The organism is Methylobacterium tarhaniae (genome assembly GCF_001043955.1).
GTDB classification, from domain to species: domain Bacteria; phylum Pseudomonadota; class Alphaproteobacteria; order Rhizobiales; family Beijerinckiaceae; genus Methylobacterium; species Methylobacterium tarhaniae.
In genome coordinates this window covers 1-20092 of sequence record NZ_LABZ01000131.1, presented here as the reverse complement: position 1 = coordinate 20092, position 20092 = coordinate 1, and the positions used below count along the sequence as shown (strand labels likewise).

18 protein-coding genes are annotated in these 20092 nt (G+C 73.4%); 5 read left to right on the top strand and 13 right to left on the bottom strand.

From position 1 onward, the window contains the following. Nucleotides 1-41 precede the first annotated feature (41 nt). The gene (locus VQ03_RS18930; RefSeq protein ID WP_048452448.1) at nt 42-1037 is read left to right on the top strand and encodes a catalase family peroxidase; all 996 of its coding nucleotides are present in this window, start codon (nt 42-44) and stop codon (nt 1035-1037) included. Between the two features lie 35 nt (nt 1038-1072). On the opposite strand, the gene VQ03_RS18925 is transcribed toward VQ03_RS18930, so the two are convergent. The 6 genes from VQ03_RS18925 to VQ03_RS18900 form a co-directional block, all read right to left on the bottom strand. Beyond that, nucleotides 1073-1918 (bottom strand): BLUF domain-containing protein, encoded by an 846-nt coding sequence (locus tag VQ03_RS18925; RefSeq protein WP_048452447.1) that lies wholly within the window; start codon nt 1916-1918, stop codon nt 1073-1075. Beyond that, nucleotides 1915-3699 carry a putative bifunctional diguanylate cyclase/phosphodiesterase gene (locus VQ03_RS18920; protein ID WP_245292135.1) on the bottom strand — a complete coding sequence of 595 codons (1785 nt, stop codon included), beginning with the start codon at nt 3697-3699 and terminating at the stop codon, nt 1915-1917. Before VQ03_RS18920 ends, VQ03_RS18925 begins: the two co-directional genes overlap by 4 nt. A gap of 857 nt (nt 3700-4556) precedes the next feature. Beyond that, a complete protein-coding gene (locus VQ03_RS18915; protein WP_048452446.1) occupies nt 4557-5141 on the bottom strand; it encodes a class I SAM-dependent DNA methyltransferase in 585 nt (194 codons plus the stop codon). A 10-nt stretch (nt 5142-5151) separates the two neighbouring features. Beyond that, on the bottom strand, nt 5152-5889 hold the full coding sequence (locus tag VQ03_RS18910) for a PIG-L deacetylase family protein (protein ID WP_048452445.1): 738 nt from the start codon (nt 5887-5889) through the stop codon (nt 5152-5154). Continuing rightward, nucleotides 5889-7025, bottom strand: coding sequence for an acyl-CoA dehydrogenase family protein (locus VQ03_RS18905; RefSeq protein ID WP_048452444.1), 1137 nt, complete (start codon nt 7023-7025; stop codon nt 5889-5891). The genes VQ03_RS18910 and VQ03_RS18905 overlap by 1 nt, the downstream gene beginning before the upstream one ends. Beyond that, a complete protein-coding gene (locus VQ03_RS18900; protein ID WP_245292134.1) occupies nt 7018-8223 on the bottom strand; it encodes a glycosyltransferase family 2 protein in 1206 nt (401 codons plus the stop codon). The genes VQ03_RS18905 and VQ03_RS18900 overlap by 8 nt, the downstream gene beginning before the upstream one ends. Before the next feature lie 109 nt (nt 8224-8332). Between VQ03_RS18900 and VQ03_RS18895 the strand changes: the two genes are divergently transcribed. Next, entirely contained in the window at nt 8333-9139 is an 807-nt protein-coding gene (locus VQ03_RS18895) for an outer membrane protein (protein ID WP_245292133.1), read from the top strand. Between the two features lie 36 nt (nt 9140-9175). On the opposite strand, the gene VQ03_RS18890 is transcribed toward VQ03_RS18895, so the two are convergent. The 7 genes from VQ03_RS18890 to VQ03_RS18860 form a co-directional block, all read right to left on the bottom strand. Next, nucleotides 9176-9919 carry an ABC transporter ATP-binding protein gene (locus VQ03_RS18890; protein WP_157064168.1) on the bottom strand — a complete coding sequence of 248 codons (744 nt, stop codon included), beginning with the start codon at nt 9917-9919 and terminating at the stop codon, nt 9176-9178. Then, nucleotides 9900-11702 carry a branched-chain amino acid ABC transporter ATP-binding protein/permease gene (locus VQ03_RS18885; protein ID WP_048452443.1) on the bottom strand — a complete coding sequence of 601 codons (1803 nt, stop codon included), beginning with the start codon at nt 11700-11702 and terminating at the stop codon, nt 9900-9902. Before VQ03_RS18885 ends, VQ03_RS18890 begins: the two co-directional genes overlap by 20 nt. Continuing rightward, nucleotides 11699-12559 carry a branched-chain amino acid ABC transporter permease gene (locus tag VQ03_RS18880; RefSeq protein WP_048452442.1) on the bottom strand — a complete coding sequence of 287 codons (861 nt, stop codon included), beginning with the start codon at nt 12557-12559 and terminating at the stop codon, nt 11699-11701. Before VQ03_RS18880 ends, VQ03_RS18885 begins: the two co-directional genes overlap by 4 nt. 23 nt (nt 12560-12582) lie before the next feature. After that, nucleotides 12583-13779 carry an ABC transporter substrate-binding protein gene (locus VQ03_RS18875; RefSeq protein ID WP_245292132.1) on the bottom strand — a complete coding sequence of 399 codons (1197 nt, stop codon included), beginning with the start codon at nt 13777-13779 and terminating at the stop codon, nt 12583-12585. 42 nt (nt 13780-13821) lie between these two features. Next, complete coding sequence (locus VQ03_RS18870) at nt 13822-14910, bottom strand: mandelate racemase/muconate lactonizing enzyme family protein (RefSeq protein WP_048452441.1); 1089 nt, start codon at nt 14908-14910, stop codon at nt 13822-13824. 20 nt (nt 14911-14930) lie between these two features. Beyond that, complete coding sequence (locus VQ03_RS18865) at nt 14931-16043, bottom strand: mandelate racemase/muconate lactonizing enzyme family protein (RefSeq protein ID WP_048452440.1); 1113 nt, start codon at nt 16041-16043, stop codon at nt 14931-14933. A gap of 220 nt (nt 16044-16263) precedes the next feature. Then, complete coding sequence (locus tag VQ03_RS18860; RefSeq protein WP_048452439.1) at nt 16264-17070, bottom strand: IclR family transcriptional regulator; 807 nt, start codon at nt 17068-17070, stop codon at nt 16264-16266. A 522-nt stretch (nt 17071-17592) separates the two neighbouring features. On the opposite strand from VQ03_RS18860, the gene VQ03_RS18855 reads away from it, so the two are divergent. The 3 genes from VQ03_RS18855 to VQ03_RS18845 all read left to right on the top strand — a co-directional run. After that, nucleotides 17593-18723: a thiolase family protein gene (locus tag VQ03_RS18855; protein ID WP_048452438.1), complete on the top strand. Its 1131-nt coding sequence runs from the start codon at nt 17593-17595 to the stop codon at nt 18721-18723. After that, on the top strand, nt 18720-19094 hold the full coding sequence (locus VQ03_RS18850; RefSeq protein WP_048452437.1) for a Zn-ribbon domain-containing OB-fold protein: 375 nt from the start codon (nt 18720-18722) through the stop codon (nt 19092-19094). The genes VQ03_RS18855 and VQ03_RS18850 overlap by 4 nt, the downstream gene beginning before the upstream one ends. Then, a partial coding sequence (locus VQ03_RS18845; RefSeq protein WP_048452436.1) for a CoA-binding protein occupies nt 19091-20092 on the top strand: 1002 nt, incomplete at its 3' end. The genes VQ03_RS18850 and VQ03_RS18845, both read left to right, overlap by 4 nt.

Genomic DNA, 20092 nt, shown 5'->3' with positions numbered 1-20092 from the left:
CAATTCAAAATGCCCCTCGATAAAATCGAGGAAGCGCCTCCATGATCCGGTCCCCCTCCCTCCTGGCCAGCGCGGCCGTGCTGGCCACCCTCGCCACGCCCGCGCCGGCCCAGGACGCCGATCCCGGCGCCATCGTGGCCCTGCAATTCGCCGTCAGCGGCGACCACAAGGGCGTGCGCGCGAGCGGCGCCAAGGGCGTCTGCCTGAAGGGGAGTTTCACGCCGGCGCCGGACGCGGCGAGCCTGTCGAAGGCGCCCCAGTTCTCCAAGGCCGCCCCCGACAAGGCCGTCCCCGTCACCGCCCGCTTCTCGATGGGCGGCGGCAACCCGAAGATCTCGGACAAGACCAAGCCGACCACCCGCGGCTTCGCGATGCGGCTGGCCGATCCCGCCGGCGACATGACCTTCGTGGTCATCTCCGCCCCGGTCTTCTCGACCCGGACCCCGGCGCAGCTCCTGGAATTCCTGCAGGTCCGCGCGCCGGGCCCGGACGGCAAGCCGGATGCCGAGAAGGTCAAGGCCTTCGCGGCGAAGAACCCGGAGACCGGCCGCCAGGCGGCCTGGCTCAACGCGCGGCCGGTGCCGGCGAGCTTCGCGGGCACCGATTACTGGGCGGTGCACACCTACACGCTGACCAACGCCAAGGGCGAGGCGACCAAGGCGAAGCTGAAATTCGTCGCCGCCGACAAGGCGACCCTCTCCGACGAGGAGCTGAAGGCCAAGCCCGACAGCTTCTACGCCGACGAGCTGAAGGAGCGGCTGGCCCGGGGACCGGCGCGGTTCGACCTCGTGGCGATCCTGGCCGAGCCGAACGACCCGACCACGGACGCGACCGCGGCCTGGCCGGAGGAGGAGCGCAAGACCCGCACGCTCGGCACCCTGGCGATCACGGCCATCGAGCCCGACGCGACCTGCGACGCCGCCACCTTCGATCCCGTGGTCGACATGCCCGAGGGCATCGCCGGCCCGGCCGACGACCCGATGTTCGCGATCCGCTCGCCGGCCTACGCGGTGTCGCTGTCGCGCCGGTCGAACTGACGCAACTCCGCGGCCGCGGGGCCGGAGCGCCGGCCTCACGCCACCGAGCGCTCGGCCCCCTGGGCTCTCGGCGGGGTCTCGCTGCGCACCCCGCGCCGCACCTCCTCCGCCTCCCGGCACAGGGCGGCGGCGAGGATGCGGGCGCGCTCGGCCCAGTGGTCGCGCTCGGCGCGCAGGGCCGCCTGCGCGTCGCGGCTCACGGCGAGGGCCAGTTCGAGGTCGTCGCGGGCGATCGAGAGGGCGTTGGCCCGCTCGCGCTCGCGGGAGAGCGCGTTCCGCAGCGCCGCGACCGCGGCGGAGCCCGCCTCCGGCGCTTGCGTCCCGGCCGGGGGCGGGAGCGGCGCGACGGCCTCGGGCTCCCGGGCTTCGAGCCTCGTGGGCTCGTCTTGCGGCACCTCGACCGGCGCCACCGCCCGCGGCCCGGCCGGGACCGGGGAGACCACGATCGGCGCGCCCTCCTCCTCCAGCACCAGGCCGTGCAGCATCGCGAACACCCCGTCGCCGTCGAGGCGGGTGAGGTCGAAGCCGCTCTCGGCGGCGAGCCCGCACCACAGGGCCTGGCCGCGGGCGGACTGGCCGACGAAGGCCATCGACCAGTCCGGGAAGCCGCGGGCCTCGACCGGGCCGCATTGCAGCACGGTCACCTCGCCGTGGCGCTCGTCGCGCTGGATGCGCTCGAAGGTTTCCTCCACCCCGGAGCGCGGCCCTTCGAGCACCTGCGCGAAGGCGCCGCCGTTGAACATCAGCGCGCCGGTGACGCCGATCGCGCGGTTGTTGCGCTGCGAGGCCTCCAGGATCTGCCGCACCGACGCGGTCACCTCGTCGTCGGAACCCTGCAGCAGGTTCCTGCTGGCATAGACCAGCCGGTAGAGGTCGCTCATGACGGGGCTCCGGTGCGGGCGGGACGGTCGGGGGCGGAGAGGAGGCGCAGGAGGTCGTCGGCCGGCAGCGGCTTGCTGATGAGGTAGCCCTGCACGTCGGTGCAGCCTTCGGCCCGGATGCGGCGCAGCTGCTCGGGCGTCTCGACGCCCTCCGCCACCGTGGTCATGCCGAGGCTGCGGCCGAGGCCGGCGATCGCCCGGATGATCGCCTCGCCGTCGGCCTTGGGGCTCAGACCATCCTTGCCGCCCGGACCATCCTTGGCATCCATGTCGCTGACGAAGGAGCGGTCGATCTTGATCTTGTCGAACGGGAAGGCGCGCAGGTAGCTCAGGGACGAGTAGCCGGTGCCGAAATCATCCATCGAGACCCGCACGCCCAGGTCCCGCAGGCGGTGGAGCGTGTGCAGGGTCTTGTCGTTGTTCTGGAGCAGCACGCCCTCGGTGATCTCGATCTCGAGCCGCGCGGCGGGCAGCCCGGCATTGGCGAGGGCCGACACGATGGTCTCGACGAGGCGGTCGCTCTTGAACTGCGCCGGGGACACGTTCACGGCCACCGACAGCGGCTGCGGCCAGGATGCGGCGTCGCGGCAAGCCTGGCGGAGCACCCATTCGCCGATCGGCACGATCAGGCCGATCTCCTCGGCCAGCGGGATGAAATCGAGGGGCGAGACCAGCCCGCGCTCCGGATGGCGCCAGCGGATCAGCGCCTCGCAGCCGACCAGTTGCTCGTCCGCGAGGTTGAGCTGCGGCTGGTAATGCAGCTGGAACTCGCGCCGGGCGAGGGCCTGGCGCATGTCGAGCTCCAGGCGGCGGCGCGCCTGCATCCGCGCATCCATGGCCGGCTCGAAGAACCGGAAGGTGCCCCGCCCGTCGAGCTTGGCGCGATAGAGGGCGAGGTCGGCGTTCTTCAGGAGCTTGTCGGCCTCGCCGCCGTCGGCCGGCGCGACGGCGACGCCGACGCTCGCCCCGATCGACAGGAGCTGGCCCTCGATCATGTAGGTGCGGCCGACGAGGTCGACGATGCGGCGCGCCAGCGCCTGGGCCTCGCCGGGCTCGGCGGTGCCCGCCTGCAGCACCACGAACTCGTCGCCGCCGATCCGCGCCACCGTGTCGCCGGGGCGGACGATCGCGCGCAGCCGGTCGGCCACCTTCTGCAGCAGCGCGTCGCCGACCGGGTGGCCCAGCGTGTCGTTGACCGGCTTGAATCGGTCGAGGTCGACGAGCAGCACCGCGCAGCCCTCGTCCGTGCGCTCCAGGCGCGCGAGGGCGACGTCGAGATGCTCGCGCAATTGCAGCCGGTTCGGCAGGCCGGTGAGCGGATCGAGGCGGGCGAGCGCATGGGCCCGGGTCTCCGCCGCCCGGCGGGCGCTGACCTCCTCGAGCACCAGGGCGACGCCCTCTCCCGGTACGGGATGAAGCTCGACCTGGACGCTGTGGCCGTCCGATGCGACGTCGAGGACGGCCTGCCCGCGCAGGCGCGCGACGATCTCCCGCGCGGGCAGGCCCGAACCCGCCCGGGCGAGGCGCAGGAGCCGGCGGAGCGTGGGCGCGCCGCCGAGGCCGAGGCGGCCCAGGAGCGCGCGGGCCGGTGCGGTGGAGACCGTGACGCGGCCCCGCGGGTCGATCAGCAGGACGCCGTGCCGGACGGCATCGAGGCCGCGGGCGAGGCGCTTCGGCGCGTCCGGCTCCGGCCCGTCCGCATGCGCGGAGGCGCGGGCCGGGACGAGGTGCGGCTCGGTCGGCATGGAGGCCGGCATGGCGGCCGGCAGGGGGGCTGTCATGGGGGGGCGTGTCGGGTTCCGCGAGGGCGTCGGCTCGGCGCAGGTCTTGATACCGGGTAGGACTATATTGCCACGATTAAGACTTCGTCTCATCCGGCGGCGGACCGGAGGATTTCGTGCCAATCCTCCTGCCGCCGGGACACCATTCCGGCATCCCTTGAGCGCACCCGATCGTGACGGCGCAGGTGACCACAAGCTCCGCCGTGGTCTCGGTTCATGGATCGCGATTGGACGATGATCGATGGGGAGAAGGCGGCGAGGCGGGATTTGACCGGACGAGGGTTGTCGGGTCTGCCGGCGAGCCGCTGACCCGCCTCGTCCTGCAACGCCGGACCAGGGGCGAGGGCGCGTTGCGGCTCCCGCTCTCGGCACCGAGTCTCGCTGCGGGGAGGCGGTCGCGTCACCGGCGGGCCTCAGCCTGCCGCTCGCCTCGGACGCGGCCTAAGCAGACTTGCGTTGGCAGGCCACACAGTACACGACACAGCAGGTTGCGCAGTGGTGGAGCGACGGCTGCCACGCCAGCAGAACCCTCCCCCCTCTGCGGGGGAGGGTGCCCCACGGCGAGTGCGAAGCACTCGTGCTGGGGCGGGAGAGGGGACGCCGCCTCCGGAGAGGTCGCGACCGTTCTGACGGGCGCTTCCTGGATCAGCGTCGCGCTGCCCCTCTCCCGACCCCTGCTGACGCAGGGGCCACCCTCCCCCGCAGAGGGGGGAGGGCTCATGCGCGCGGCCCTCGCTCCCACACCGCGCAACCTGCTGTGTCGTGTACTGTGGGCAGGCCAACGCTTCGTTCGCTTAGCTTCTTGTTTTGTCGCAGATTTTTGCCGCAAAACCGGTGGCCACTTTTGCGAAATCTGCTTAGCGCCCCCGCAGCACGTCGAGCCGGTACGCTCCCGTCCTGACATGCCGGTCGACCGCGAGGCTGTCGCGTGTCTCGCGGATGAACAGGTCGGCGGCCTCGTCGCCGGTCAGGGGGTAGTGCGTCTCCCCGGTCCAGTGCACCAGGACGACGTCGCCGCCCGGCCTCAGGCTCGCCCGGACGCGGGCCGCGAGGCGGGCGACGTCGCCGGCATCGAGGTAGTAGACCACCTCCGACAGGAGGATCAGGTCGAAGGTGCCTTCCGGCCATTCCCCCGGCACCTGGGCCCGCATCAGGCGGAGACCCGTGAGGTCACGGCAGCGCGCGCGGGCCTGGGCCAGGGCCGCCTCGGCCACGTCGAGGCCGAGGAGCGTGGCGCAGCGGGGAGCCAGGGCGGCCGTCAGCACCCCGATCGAGCAGCCGATTTCGAGCGCCGCTTCGTAATGCGGGCGGGGCAGGGCCGCGAGGGTGGCGGCGTACTTGTCGCGCTCGTAGGGGCTGGCGGAAAAATTCCACGGGTCGGGATCGGCGGCGTAGCGCGCGTCGAAGTAGTCGGGGGGCAGGGAGGTCGTGTGGCGGGTCACAAGCAGGGTCTCACGGGACGACCTCGAGAAAGATTTCGTGCGCGCGCGCGAAGCGGGCGAGCATCGCCGGCTCCAGCCGGAAGCCGGCGGGATCGTCGGCGATGAGGTCGGTGGTCTGCGAGCGGTGCGCGGCGATGGCCGCCGCCTTGGCGGGGAGATGGCGCGCGACGCCGAGGCGCGCGCCCCGGGGCGCGGCGCCGACCTCGGTCTCCGGCGGCAAGGTCCAGCCCCAGACCGGGTAGGCGTAGAGGGAGACGTCGCCGAGGAGGGCCTGGGCCTGGCGGGCGAGGGCGGCGCTCGCCGCGTGATCGCAATGCGGGTCGTGCGCCCAGGTGACGAACAGGGCGCCGGCCCCGCAGGCGCGGGCCGCCTCGGCGATGCACGCCACCGCCGCCTCGGCCCCGGGCCCGGAGGCCGGCACGAACCGGTCGGGCAGGCGCAGGAAGGTGACGGATCCGGCCGGGAGCCCGAGGGCGTCCGCCGCCGCCAGGGTCTCGGCTTCGCGCAACGCCCGCAGGCGCCCGGGCGGATGGCTCGCCGAGTTGGGGTGCGAGCCGACCCCGTCGCTCACCACGACGAGCCGGACCGGGACGGCGCGGGCGCAGGCCTCGGCGATGAGGCCGCCGCAGCCGAGGCTCTCGTCGTCCGGATGGGGCGCCACCACCACGATCCCGCCGGCCGGGACGATGGCGCGCAGGTCGCGCATGGGCAGCGCCTCGGCGGCGGCCAGGAAGGCGTCGGCCCGCATCAGCGCGCCTCCCAGAGCGCGGCCATCGGCCCCTCGGCGGCGAGGATCGCGGCGGCGGCGCCGGTCAGCGCCCGATCGGGGGCGGGCTGGCGCAGATAGGTCGCGAGGTCGCGCGACAGCCGCTCCAGGGGATGCCCGCGCAGGAAGCCCTGCAATCCGACCGAACGTTGGGCGAGGCCCAGCACCTCGAGCCCCGCCCGCTCCACCGCGAGCCGGGTCAGGTCGACGAAGGCGACGACGCGCTCCGCCGGCAGGGCCTCATCCGCCACGAGGCCGGCCGCCCGCGCGACGAAGAGCCGGGCGCCTTCGAGCGCGATGGCGCCCTCGCCGAGGCGGGCGAGCTGGTGGGGATCGTCGCCCCGTCCGGTCCGGGCGAGGTGGCCGCGCCAGGCCTCGAACACCGCCTCGATGCCGCCGAGCTGCACCGCCGCGAAGCGCCAGGCGCCGCCGGAGAAGTGCGGCTGGCGGTGGTAATCGTCCGGCCCGCCGAGCCGTGCCATCGGAGCGAGGCCGGTGAGATCGACGGTGCCGGTGGCCGAGGCGCGCATCCCTTGCGCGCGCCAGGCCGAGAGGTCGGCCCGGGTGCCGGGTTCGAGGGCGACGACCAGCATCAGCGGCGCCTCCTCCCCGGGCCGGCGCGCCGTCACCAGGGCGCGGGTCACGTGGCCGGCCCCCGACGCGAAGGTCTTGACCCCGGCAAGCCGCCCGTCCCCGGCGAGGACGAGGCCGCCCGCCGCCGGCTCGGTGTTCCAAACCCCGAAGAGATGGCCCGCCCGGGCCTCCGCGAACAGGGCGCGCCGGTCCCCAGGCCCGCCGTAGCGGGCGACGAGCTGGAGCGCGTTGACGTGGCCCTCGTAGAGCCGGCCCAGCGCCAGGCTGCCGGAGCCGACGAGGCGCAGCACGGCGGCGAGGTCGGCCGCGCCCGGTTCCGTGCCGAGGCCGGCCCCGCCCTCCCCTGCCGGCACCGGGGCGGCGAGGAGCCCCGCCCGGGCGAGGTCGGCCACGTCCTCGGCCGGGAAGCCGTCGTCGCAATCCTGCGCGTCGGCCCGCCGCGCGGCCAGGGCCGCGACCCGGTGGGCGGCCGCGACGGCGTCGGGAGCCGGAAGGCTCTTCGGGCGGAAGGCGAGATCAGGCATTGCCGGCCTCCTCGGAGGCCGGGCCGAGGGCGGGCCGGACGCGGCCGGGTGCGAGGGTGCCGAGGCGCCGCAGGCCCTGCGCCCCGCGCCGCAGCCCGGCGAGCACCAGGCGCGCGGCGCGGATCTGCCGGGGCAGCGCGCCCGGGCGCAACGGGCGGCCGGCGAGGAGCGGGCTTCCCGCCTCGATCGCCGCGAGCCGGGCGCCGCGGGTGGGCAGTCCGGCGATGCGCCGCGCCTCGTCCGGCCCGATCCACAGCCAGGGCGCCCAGAGAGCGGTGCGCGCGAGGCGCCCGTCCTCGTCCAGGCGCCGCAGCCGGCGGGCCCAGGCGAACCGGAACAGGGCGCGGCCCAGGGGTTCGAGGCGCGGGTCGCAGGGGCTCTCGGGCGCTTCGCAGCGCTGGCGCATCGTGTCGGCGGCGCCGCCCGGGGCGCGGCCGTCGAGCCGGCCCGAGGTGACGACGACGATGTCGGGGGCGTGGCGCACCCGGGCCTCCGCCCGCGCCAGGGCGGCGACGAAGGCCCGGTCCTCGCCCGCGGGCAGCGCCGGCATGCCGCCGGCGGCGCGGTAGGCCGGCAGACGGACGGCGAGGCTCGCCCCGGAGCGGGTCGCGTGGCGCGGCCAGGGATCGTGCGCGACCGGGGCGATCGCCGATTCGAGGGCGACCAGCAGCGCCTCGTAGGTGCCCTCCAGCCGTCCGCGGGCGTGGAGCGCGTCCGGCAGGCGCGCGGCCTCCGCCGCGTCGAGGACGAACCGCCCGGCGACCGCGTCGGCGCCCCGCGCCAGGGCCGCGAGGTTGCGCGCGACCCAGTCCGGCGGCACGCGGCTGTCGGCGTCGGTGGTCAGGATCACGCCGTCCGGCGCCGTCTCCTCGAGCCAGGCGGCGGCCGCCTCCATCGCCTCGCGCCGGGCCCAGCCGGCATGGGCGCCTTCCCGGTCGCGCGCGATCACCCGCAGCGGAAGGCGTAGGCCGGGCGCGAGCGCCGCCACGGCCTGCGCCGTGCCGTCGGTGCAGTTGTTGAGGAAGAGGACGATCCCGAGGGCGTCCGCACCGATTCCTTCCTGCGCGGCCAATGCCCGGAGGCAGGCGCCGATCCGGTCGACCTCGTTGCGGACCGGCACGGCGACGATGCAGCGCGGCGCGGGCGAACCGCCGGGCTCCGGCCTGCGGATCCGGTTCTGAACCTCTGGGTCGATCACGCGCGGGGTCTCCGGCGGGCCGCGTCGGTCCCTCCGGCAGCCTCAGGACACTAACATAGATCATACCCCACCCGAGTTCCTGGGGTGCGACCAAATCGACCGCGACTCCATGGCCGGCACGCCGGCCGTCCGCGACGATCCGGTCGCGCGCCTGCGCCCCGGGGCGCTCGGGTTTGCAGATACAAACCACAGGGCGACCGTGGCCGTGCCGCCCGATGCGGATCCGCCCGCCTTGGGCTATCCTGGCGGCATGACCGGACGCGCCGATTCCCGCTCCCTCCGCCGCCTCGCGGCCTGCCTCGTCCTCGGCCTCTGCGCCCTGCGGCCGGATCCCGGCGCGGCGCAGGGTCTCGCCGGCTTCGGCGTCCTGCCCGTCTTCGCTTGGCCGGATATTGGGCCCGATACTCGGCCAGATACTTGGCCGAAAGGGTCCGAGGAAGGACCCGGCGTCGGTCGCCGCTGGTCCGGCTCCTATGCCCGGCTTTCGACCGGGTTCGAGGCGGTGTCGTCGCGGCATTTCGGCAGCTATGCCGGGCCGACGATCGGCTTCGAGGGCGGGCGGATGTGGCAGGAGGGCCGGTTCGTCTATGGCATCACCGGCGGGTTCGATTACCTCGCGGCGACCTCCGGCGGCCTGATGCCGGGCTTTGGCGGCCTCACCTATACCCGCGACTTCGCCGGCGCGGTGCAGGTGAAGGTCGGCGCGCTGCTGACGCCGGACGTGCTGCTCTATGCCCGGGTGGGGGCCGCCGCCGTCCACGGCACGGTCAGGGCCGGGGCGACCCCGGTCTCGGCCCCGTTCTCGCGCGACGACATCGCGGTCCTGCCGAACGCCCATGTCGGGGTCGAGTGGGCGATCACCGACCGCCTGTCGGTCGCCGTCGAGGCGGGCGTGGTCGGCGGCGGCCTGCGCTGAGCGGCGCCGCGGACGGCGCGCCCGGCGGCACGGTCGTCAGGCCTGCGCCGCCCCCGCCGTGCCGAAATACGCCCGCTCCAGCCGCTCGGGCAGGTCGGGCGCGCGGGCTTGGGCCTCCAGCACGATCTGCCCCTGCGCCAGGGCGTAGACCCGGTCCGAGACGGCCCGCGCCTTCTCGACCAGCTGCTCGACCAGGAGCACCGCGGTGCCCTGCCGGCGCAGGCGCGAGACCACGTCGAGCACCCGGTCGACCAGGACCGGGGAGAGCCCGGCGGAGGGCTCGTCGAGCATCAGGAGGCGCGGGCGCTGCACCAGCCCTTGCGCCACCGCCAGCATCTGCTGCTGGCCGCCGGAGAGCGAGGCGCCCTTGTCGTGGCTCTTTTCCGCGATCTCGGGGAAGTGGGACAAGGCCTCCTCGATCCGCGCCGCGCGCTCGGCCCGGGGCAGGTCGTAGGCGGCGAGAAGCAGGTTCTCGCGCACACTCTGCCCGGTGAAGACGCGATGGCCCTCGATCACGTGCGAGAGCCCGGCCCGCACGGCCGTCCGGGGGCCGGCCCCCGAGAGCAGCGTGCCGCCCAGCCGGACCGTGCCGGCCTGGACCGGCAGCAGGCCGGAGAGCGCCCGCAGGAGCGTCGACTTGCCGGCGCCGTTGGGGCCGAGCAGCGTCACCACCTCGCCCGCCCTCACCGTGAGGTCGACGCCGTGGAGCACCCGGATCTTGCCGTAGCCCGCTTCCAGACCCTGCACCTGCAAGAGGGGCTCACCCGCCGAGATAGGCACTGACCACCTCCCTGTGGCTGCGGATCTCCGCCGGCGTGCCGGCGGCGAGCACCCGGCCCAGATTGAGCACCGTGACCTCGTCGCAGATCGCGAAGATCAGGTCGGCATGGTGCTCGACGAGGAGCACGCCGATCCCGGCATCCGCCACCGCCCGGATCAGGCCGCCGAGGCGCTGGATCTCGGAGGCCGAGAGGCCGGCCGCCGGCTCGTCGAGGAGCAGGAAGGCCGGGCGCAGCATCAGGGCGCGGGCGATCTCGAGGAAGCGCAGCTCGCTGTGCTGGAGCCGCCCGGCCCGGACCTCGTCGAGCCCGTCGAGCCCGACCGCCCGGAGCGCGAGGCGGGCCGAGTTGCGCAGAACCCGCTCGTCCTCGCGGTGGCGCCGGAGCGAGAGCAGCGCCTCCGCCAGGGTGGCGCGCCCCTCGACGCTGCCGCCGAGCATGACGTTCTCGATCACGCTCGCCTCAGCCACGATCCGCGGGGTCTGGAAGGTGCGGGCGATGCGGAGCAGCGCGCGCGCCTCCCGCGCCTCGGCCAGCAGCGAGCGGGCGCCCAAGCTCACCTGCCCGGCTTGCGGCCGGTAATAGCCGGAGATGACGTTGAGCGTCGTGGTCTTGCCCGAACCGTTGGGGCCGATGAGGCCGTGGACGCCGCCGGGGCGCAAGGTGAGGTCGAGCCCGTCGATCGCCTTCACGGCGCCGAAGCTCAGGCGCACCCCCGTGAGCGTGATCGGCTCGCGCGCCGATGCGCTCGCGGCGAGCTCCTGGAGTGCGGCGTGGCGCGGGGCGATGCTGCGCTCGGCCGGCAGCGGACGGCTTTTGCCCCGGTCGAGCAGGTCGGCGATGCCGCCGGGCAGGGCCAGCACGATGACGAGGAGCAGGAACGCGTAGAGGAAGGTCGACCAGGCCGCCAGCGGGGCCGCCACCTCCGGCAGGATGGTGAGCAGGATCGTGCCGATGAGCGGCCCCAGCACCGAGCCGCGCCCGCCGATCAGCACCGCGATGAAGAACAGGAGCGAGAGGTCGAACGTGAAGGCGTCCGGCGTGATGTAGGTCTGGAGCGAGGCGAACAGGCCGCCGGCGACGGCCGCCACGCAGCCGGCGAAGAGGAACACCGCGACGAGCAGTCTCGGCTTGGAGATGCCGACCGCCTCCGCCGCCACATCCGCGTCACGGATGGCCACCAGCGCCCGGCCGTAGCGGCTGCCCGCGACGTTCAGCGTCATCCAGGTACAGAGCACGGCGCCCGCGAGGCACAGGCCGTAGAAGCCGAGGCGCGAGTCGAAGGGCGCCGGCATCTCCGGCCCGGTGATGCCGATGCCGCCGCCGGTCACGTCCTGCCAAGCCAGGGCCACCTGCGTGACGATGGTGGCGAAGCCCAGCGTCGTCATGGCGAAGTAGAAGGTGCGCAAGCGAAGCGCCGGCAGCCCGACGATCACCCCGACCACGGCCCCGACGATTCCGGCGCAGGCGAGCGCCAGGACAGTCGGAAACGCCGGAAGCACCGTGCCGGCGGCGAGGACGCTGGTGGTGTAGGCGCCGACGAGCAGCAAGGCCACGTACCCGATGGCGAGCTGCCCGGCGAAGCCGACGACGAGGTTGAGGCCCGAGACCAGGATCCAGTAGATCGCCGCCCGCGTGGCGATCAGCGTCCAGTAATCGTTGCCGGCGAGCGGCACGGCGAGCGCCAGGCCGAGCACGAGGAGGAAGGGCGCGGCCGCGGCGAGCCGCGTGCCGGTGGAGCGGGCGGCCGGTTCGGATACGGTCAGGGCGGAGGGTGTGCTCATACGCGCCTCGCCTGGGCGGAGCCGAGCAGGCCTTGGGGCGCTGCGAGCAGCACGACGATGAACAGGGTGAAGACCGCGACCGAGGCGAAGATGCCCCCGACGACGAAGTTCGCCGTCTGCTGGAACAGCCCCAGGACGAGGCCGCCGACCAGCGCGCCGCGGTTGTTGCCCAAGCCCCCGAGCGCCACCGGGATGAAGCCGTAGAAGTTGAGATGCGGCCCGTTGGCGAAGAAGGCGAGCAGCAATTCGCCGCCGGCATAGCCCGCGAGCGCCCCGATGCCGCCGGCCAGCGCGTAGCTCATCACCCGCAGGCGCCGCTCGGGGAGACCGAGGGCGCGGGCGGCGAAATTGTCCTCCGCCACCGCCAGGAAGGCGTGGCCGAGGAGGGTGCGCCGGTAGAGGAGTTCGAGCCCGACCACCACGATCAGGCAGGCGGCGACCGGCAGCCAGAACTTCTCGTCCAGCACATGCTCGCCGAAGCCGCCGAGGAGGCGCGGGAAGGGCTGCGGCTCGGTGCTCCAGGTGATCGCCGTGACCTGCTGGATCATCAGGGCGAGCGCCAGCGTCGAGAGCACGTAGAGGTGCTGGTCGAGGCTCTTCAGCACCGGGCGCACCGCCACGAACTCGGTGACCACGCCGACGAGCGCCCCGCAAGCCAGCGTCAGCAGCAGCCCGAGCGGCCAGGGCAGGCCGAGACGCAAGCTGAACAGCGAGCCGAGCACGCCGCCGAGCATCCCGAGCTGGCCGGCGGTGAAGCTCATCACCCGCGAGGTCGAGAACATCGTGTTGTAGGTGATGCCGATCAGCGCGTAGATCGCGCCGACGGCGAGGCCCGAGGCCAGGATCGAGGCGAGCATGGCGGCGCTCCTCCTCCCCAGGCTCAGGAATAGCCCGGGGCGAGCCGGAAGCTGCCGTCGCGGCCGGAATTGGCCGCCGACATCACCACCTCCTCGGTCGGGTAGCCGTTATGCTCCTTGGGCGTGTAGGTATAGTTGCCGAAGATGCCCGGATACCTGGTCAGACCGTTCCAGTGCTTGACGATCGCGTCGGGCGCGCTCGATCCCGTCTCCTCCACCGCCTTGGCGATCAGGCTCACCGCGTCGTAGCCGGCCGCCACCCACCACAGCAGGGTGTCGGAGAGCGCGACCTTGCCCTTGAGCCGGGCGACGAACTCCTCGCTGCGGGCGTCGAGCTTGCCGGATTCGTCGTAGGAGCAGCTGCGATAGCCGACCGCGTAGACCTTCTCCCAGTTCGCCGGCTTCTCCAGCAATCCGCCGATCTCGCCCGAGGCCATCGAGGGGTGGCCGACGAAGGCGACGTCCCAGCCCATTCGGGCGCGGGTGTTGAACAGGCGGGCATCCATGCCGGTCGACACGCTCCAGACCACGATCGTCTCGGCGCCGGCATTGCGGGCGCGCAGCATGTCGGGGGTCATGTCGGGCTGGGTCGAATCGATGTTGCCGAGATAGACCACCTCGGCCCCGTCCTGCTTGAACGCCGCGGCCGAGGCCTTGGCGGCGGTGACGCCGTAGCCGGTCGTGTCGCCGATCACCGCGACGCGCTTCACCTTCAGCACCTTGAGGCAGTAGTTGCGCACCGCATCGTCCCACTGGGTGTTGGACGGGGCGATGCGGAAGGCGTTGGGATACTTCGCCGGGTCGATCAGGCTGTCGATCACGCAAGGGTGGATGTTCGGCATCTTCGCCCGCGCCATGATCGGCGTCGTCGCCAGGGCTTCGCCGGAATTGGTCGGGCCCCAGATGGCGTGGACCTTGGCCTGGCTGATCATCTCCTGCACGGCGTTGACCGCCTTGGTCGGGTCGCCCTGCGAGTCGCGGGTGACGATCTCGATCTTGCGGCCCTTGATCCCGCCGGCTCCGTTGATCGCCTCCGTGGCGAAGACCACGCCGCGGTTGAAGCCGACCGTCGGGGCCGAGCTGGGGCCGGTCATCGCCGCGAGCCAGCCGATGCGCAGGGGCTCGCCCTGCGCCAGGGCCGGCCGGGGGAACCCGAGGGCCGCCGCCCCCGCGAGGCCGGCAGCATTCATCACGAGCGCACGACGGTTCGTCGTCACCATGGCGTCCTCCTCCCGTTCTTGCTTCGGCCGGCGCGGTTGTCTTTAGGCGCCTTGCCGCTCCAGGTGCCGGATCCGATCCTCGTCGAAGGTGAACCCGAAGCCTGGCCGCTCCGGTACGATGGCGTATCCGTCGGCGAAGTCCAGTCTCTCGCAGTACAGCTCGGAGAACCACGGCATGTATTCGAGAGAATGCGCGTTCGCGAGGGCCCCGAGCACGCCCAGGCTCTGCTCGGGGAAGAGATGGCTCGACACCGGCAGGTCGTGCGCCTCGGCGAGGTGGCCGACCCGCATGAACTCGGTGACGCCGCCGACCCGCTGCAGGTCCGGCATCAGGATGTCGGCCGAGCGCAGCTCGATCATCCGGCGGAAGCCGTAGCGGGTGTAGTCGGTCTCGCCGCTGGCGATCGGCGTGTCGAGGGCGGCGGCGACGCGGGCCAGGCCCTCGACGTCCCAGGCCGGCAGCGGCTCCTCGAACCAGGTGAGGTCGAACTCCTCCAGCCGCCGGCCGAGGCGGATGGCGTCGTTCTCGGTCAGGCCCTGGTTGGCATCGGCCATCAGGCGGATCTTGGGGCCGATCGCCTCGCGGACCGCCCGCACCCGGGCGATGTTCCAGTCGGGGTCCCCGGCCGAGAGGCGCATCTTCATCGCGGTAAAGCCCGCCGCCTTGAAGCCGTCCGCCTCGGCGACCAGTTCGTCGGTCGAGCGGTCGAGCCACAGGCCGCCGGAATGGTAGGCCGGGACGCGGGCGCTGGCGCCTCCGAGCATGCGGTAGAGCGGCAGGCCGGCGCGTTTCCCCGCGAGGTCCCACAGGGCGCCGTCGAGGGCCGAGATGCCCATGACGGGCATTCCCTTGTGGCCCATGAAGTTGACGTCGCGCCAGGCCCGCGACCAGAAGCCGGCGATGTGGCCGGCATCCTGGCCCACCACCAGGTCGGCCATCTCGTCGATCAGGCTGCGCAGGACCTTGGTGCGGCGGTCGTTCAACGTGAACACGATGTTCTCGCCGGTGAGCCCGTCGGCCCGCACCGTGACCAGGATGCAGCCGAAGGTATGCAGCTGGCCGAGCGCCGAGCCGATCGGCCGCTCTGGGCGCAAGGTGACGGGACGCGTCTCGACGCGTTCGACCTTCATGGCGTGTCCTCCCCTGTGTCTTATGCCGTGCGGACGACGGACCCGACCCGGTAGCGGTCGAGCACGCCGAGGCTCGGGTCGCAGCCGAGGCCCGGGCCGGTCGGCAATCGCACGTGGCCGTTCTCGGCCCGGACCCAAGGATCGAGCGGGTTCGCCTCCATGTCGAGCCACAGCACCTCGACCAGCGGGTCTTCGACGCGGGCCGCGATCACGTGCATCGTGGCGAGAAGGCCGGGCCCGAAATAGGGGCTGTGGGGGGCAGGCCGGACCCCGTGCGCCTCGCAGAGCGTGATGACCCGCAGCATCTCGCCGATGCCGCCGATCTTGGTCACGCTCGGCTGCGCGACGTCGATCGCCCCGGCCTCGATCAGCGCCTTGAAGCCGAACAGCCCGGCGGTGTTCTCGCCGGCGGCGATCGGGACGCCGCGGGCCCGCACCCGGGCGAGACCATGCACGTCCTCCGGCGGCCAGACCGGTTCCTCGAACCAGAGGAGGTCGTGCGGCGCGAAGGCGTCGGCCATCCGGAGCGCCGCCGGCACGCTCCAGGCGCAGTTGACGTCGACCATCAGGGCGGCCCCGAACGCCCGCGTCACCTCGGCCGCGGCCGCGACCGCCTCCTCGGTGACCTCGTGCAGCTTGATGTGGCGGTAGCCGGCCGCGCACGCCGCCTCGACGTTGCGGCGCACCAGCGCCGGCTCGTGATAGGCGAGCAGCGAGGCATAGGCCGGCAGCCGCTCGCGGACCTCGCCGCCGAGGAGCCGCGCCAAGGGCTGCCCGGCGCGCTTGCCGGCGAGGTCCCACAGGGCGGTCTCGATGCCCGAGAAGGCGAACACGAACGGGCCGTTGCGGCCGAGCAGATGCGTGGCGTGCAGCACGCTCCGGCTCAGAGCCGCGATGTCGCCCGACGAGCGCCCGAGCACGAGGGGCGCCACGATCCCGTCGAGGGCGGCCCGCGTCGCCTGGATGCCGGCATGACCGAAGGCCTCGCCCCATCCGACCAGACCCTCGTCGGTCTCGACCCGCACCAGCAGGATGTCGAGATGGGTCCAGGCCTTGCCGGCGAAGGTGGCGGGCGGGCCGCCCATGTCGAAGGGCAGCGAGACGATCTGGGACTGGATGCCGGTGATCTTCAAGGATGTCTCCGTGGCTGGGGATTTGTCGGCGACCGAAGATCCGCCCCACTCGCAACCTCACCCTGAGGTGCCGGTCGCTCGAAGATCGACCGACCTCGAAGGAGGCCTCCAGAAGGCATCTCGATCCCTGGAGCCCTCCTTCGGGGCTCCCTTCGGTCGCACGCGATCTCCGATCGCCAGCACCTCAGGATGAGGTCGCGGGTGAGAACGGCCGGCTTGATCACCCCACCCCTCCCCGCCCCGCCGGGATCCGCTCCCGCTCCATCAAATCGGCCTCGCGCCTCAAGGCCTCCGCCAGCTCCGCCTCCCGCGCCCGGATGCGGGTGGTGAGCGCCGCGAGGCTCAGGGCCGCGACGGTGCGGCCGGTCTCGTCGCGCACCGGCACGCCGATCGCCCCCATCGTGTCCACCACCTGGTCGAGGAGCACGACGTGGCCGCGGGTCCGCGCCTCCGTGATGCCGGCGCGGATCTCCGCCCGGCCGAGGCGCGGATAGGGTCCGAGGCGCTGGACCACGATGCCGAGGATCGCGTCGATCTCCCGGTCGGGCAGCCAGGCCAGCAAGGCCATGGCGCCGGCCCCGACCCCGAGGGGCCGCCGGCTGCCGATATCGAGGTAGTTGGCGCGGATCGGGTAGGAGCCGACCTCGCGCTCGACGCAGACCGCCTCGACGCCGCTGCGCACCGAGAGCAGCACCGTGTCGCCGGAGAGTTCGGCGAGCCGCATCAGGCTCGGCCGCGCGAGCGCCCGGAGGTCGTCGGGCCGGCCCGCGCTCGCCGCCAGCGCCATCAGCTCCGGTCCCGGCCGCCAGCGCCGCCCGTCGGCCGCGCGGACGGCGAAGCCCTCCTGGGCCAGGGTGTCGAGGATGCGCAGGACCGTCACCTTGTGGAGCCCGGTCTCGGCGGAGAGGTCGGTGAGGCGCCGCGGCGCGGGGGCGGCGAGGGCGCGCAGCACGGCGCAGACCTTCTGGACCGCGTTCGGGTCGGAGCCGGCGGTCGGAGGCGGGGCGTCGTCGGCCAGCGGGCTCATGCGGCTCCCGGCACCGCACGCGAATTCAGGCCCGGCCGAGGGTGCATGGCGCCTCTCCCACGTTCCCGAGCCCGCCGCCCTTGATGGGTGAGTTCCGTTTCACGGAACCAATTCGGTCGGTCTCGACTCGCCCTGTCCGGCGACGAAGCCGATCATCGCCCGGCCTCGACCAGTGTTGACAGGCTATTCGCCGGAAGGCAACCATCTTCCGACAAGACATCGCCGGCGTGAAGCGGCGACGGCCCGCCCCGGAGGACGCCCGATGCGAAGTTCCGCAAGACGGAATATTGTGCATGCCGGCTGTCCGGTGGCGCCTGAACGCATGGTGCGGCAATGCACGGGCGTGCCGGACGGAGAGGTCGGACGGGTCGTCACGTCGACGCGTTTCGGACTCCGCCCGACGGGCGCGGACCGCCGGGCGAATGCCGGCCCACCCCACCCGCGACCTCAGGATGAGGTCGGGGGTGGGACAGGATCTGCCCGCCGTTCCGATGTCTGCGCATCGTCCGGGACGCCCGCCCGATGAGCCGGATCACCGGCATCGGCCTCACCCCCTTCGGGCGCCTGCCCGGCCTGTCCACCCTCGACCTGATGAGCCGCGCCGCCACGGACGCGCTCGCCGATGCCGGACTGGAGCGGTGCGAGATCGACGGGCTGATCACCGGCTACTCGACCACCCACCCGCACCTGATGCTCTCGACGGTCTTCGCCGAGCATTTCGGGCTGCGGCCGGCCTACGCCCACGCGATCCAGCTCGGCGGCGCCACGGGCTTCGCCCTGGTGATGCTGGCCCATCTGATGGTCGAGGCCGGGGCCGCGCGGCGGATCCTGGTGGTGGCGGGGGAGAACCGGTTGTCGGGCCAGTCCCGCGATGCCGCGATCCAGACGCTGGCCCAGGTCGGCCACCCGACCTACGAGGTGCCGCTCGGCCCGACCATCCCCGCCTATTACGGCCTCGTCGCCTCCCGCTACGCCCACGCGCACGGCATCGACGATCATGCCGAGCTGGCGGTGCTGATGCGGGCGAATGCCGCCCGCACCCCCGGCGCGCATCTGAGCGAGCCGATCACCGCCGCGATGGTGCGGGAGTCGAAGTCCATCGCCGCGCCGTTGCGCCTGCTCGATTGCTGCCCGGTCTCGGATGGCGGCGCGGCCTTCGTGATCGAGCGGGACGATCCCGCGCGGCGGGGCCCGGGCATCCGCGGCGCCGCGCAGGCCCACACCCACCAGCATGTCAGCGCCGCCGCGTCCCTCACCGCCTTCGGGGCCGGCGACGCTGCCGCCCGGGCGCTGGCGCAAGGAGGCATCGCCCTCGCCGACATCCGCTACGCGGCGATCTACGACAGCTTCACCATCACCCTCGCGATCCTGCTCGAGGAGATCGGCCTGGCGCCCCGGGGCGCGGCCGGGCGGCTCGCCCGCGAGGGGCACTTCTCGCCCGGCGGCGCGATGCCGCTCAACACCCATGGCGGCCTCCTGAGCTACGGCCATTGCGGCGTCGGCGGCGCCATGGCCCACCTCGCCGAGACCGTGCGGCAGATGCGCGGCGAGGCCGGCCCGCGCCAGGTGGAGGCCCCGGCGCTGGCGCTCCTCCACGGCGACGGCGGCGTGCTCTCCTCCCATGTCAGCCTCGTCCTGGAGAACGGCCGATGAGCCCGGACGGCACGCTACCGGACTGGACGGAGGGGGGCGAGGGTCTGGCGTTCGCCCGCTGCCGGTCCTGCGGCGACATCCAGTATTTCCGGCGCCCGTTCTGCCCGGCCTGCGGGAGCGAGGATCTGGGCGTGGAGGCGGCGTCGGGCCGCGGCACGGTCCACGCGGTGACGGTGGTGGCCCGCGCGCCCTCGCCGGACCTGCAGGCGCACGCCCCCTACGGCCTCGCGCTGGTCGATGCGCGGGAAGGGTTCCGCTTCATGGCGCATTGCCCGCCCGAGGGGATCGCGATCGGCGACCCGGTGCGCACGACGTTCCGCGCCTTCGGGACAGGCCTCGTCCCCTTCGTCACGCCGGAGAACCACCCATGACGTCGAGCCTCCAGGCCGCCCTCGACCCGAGCGCGATCGCGGTGATCGGCGCCTCCGAGAATCCCGACAAGATCGGCGGGCGGCCGCTCCTCTACCTGTCGATGTTCGGCTTTCGCGGCGAGGTCTGGCCGGTCAATCCGAAGCGCGACGAGGTCCAGGGCCGTCGCACGGTGCCGCGCCTCTCGGCCCTGTCGCGGGCGCCCGACCTCGCGATCATCGCGGTGCCGGGCGAGGCGGCGGTGGCGGCGCTCGACGAGTGCGGCGAGGTCGGCGTCAAGGTGGCGATCATGATGGCCTCGGGCTTCGGCGAGACCGCGGACCCCGCGGCGCAGGCGGCCGAGCGGGCGATGGTGGCCCGCGCCCGGGCCCGGGGCGTGCGGATGATCGGCCCGAACTCGCAAGGCCTGGCGAATTTCGGCACCGGCGCGGTGCCGAGCTTCTCCAGCATGTTCCTGGAGGTTCCGCCCCAGGACGGCCCGGTCGGCATCGTCAGCCAGAGCGGGGCGATGAGCGTCGTGCCCTACGGCCTCCTGCGCGGCCGCGGCATCGGCGTGCGCCACACCCACGCCACCGGCAACGACGCCGACGTGACGGTCTGCGAGCTCGCTGCCGCGGTCGCGGCCGACCCGGCCCTGAAGCTCCTGCTCCTCTACCTCGAGAGCATTCCCGACCCGCACCATCTGGCCGAGGCCGCCGCCATCGCCCGCGACCGCGGCCTGCCGATCGTGGCGCTCAAATCCGGCCGCACCGCCGCCGGGCAGGCGGCGGCGCAATCCCATACCGGCGCGCTCGCCAACGAGGACCGCCTCGTCGACGCCTTCCTGGAGCGGCACGGGATCTGGCGGGCCGACGACACCACCGACCTCGTCGCGGCGGCCGAGCTGTACCTGAAGGGCTGGCGCCCGGGCGGGCGGCGCATGGTGGCGATCAGCAATTCGGGCGCGACCTGCGTGATGGCGGCGGATGCCGCCTCCGCCGCCGGGCTCGACCTGACGCCG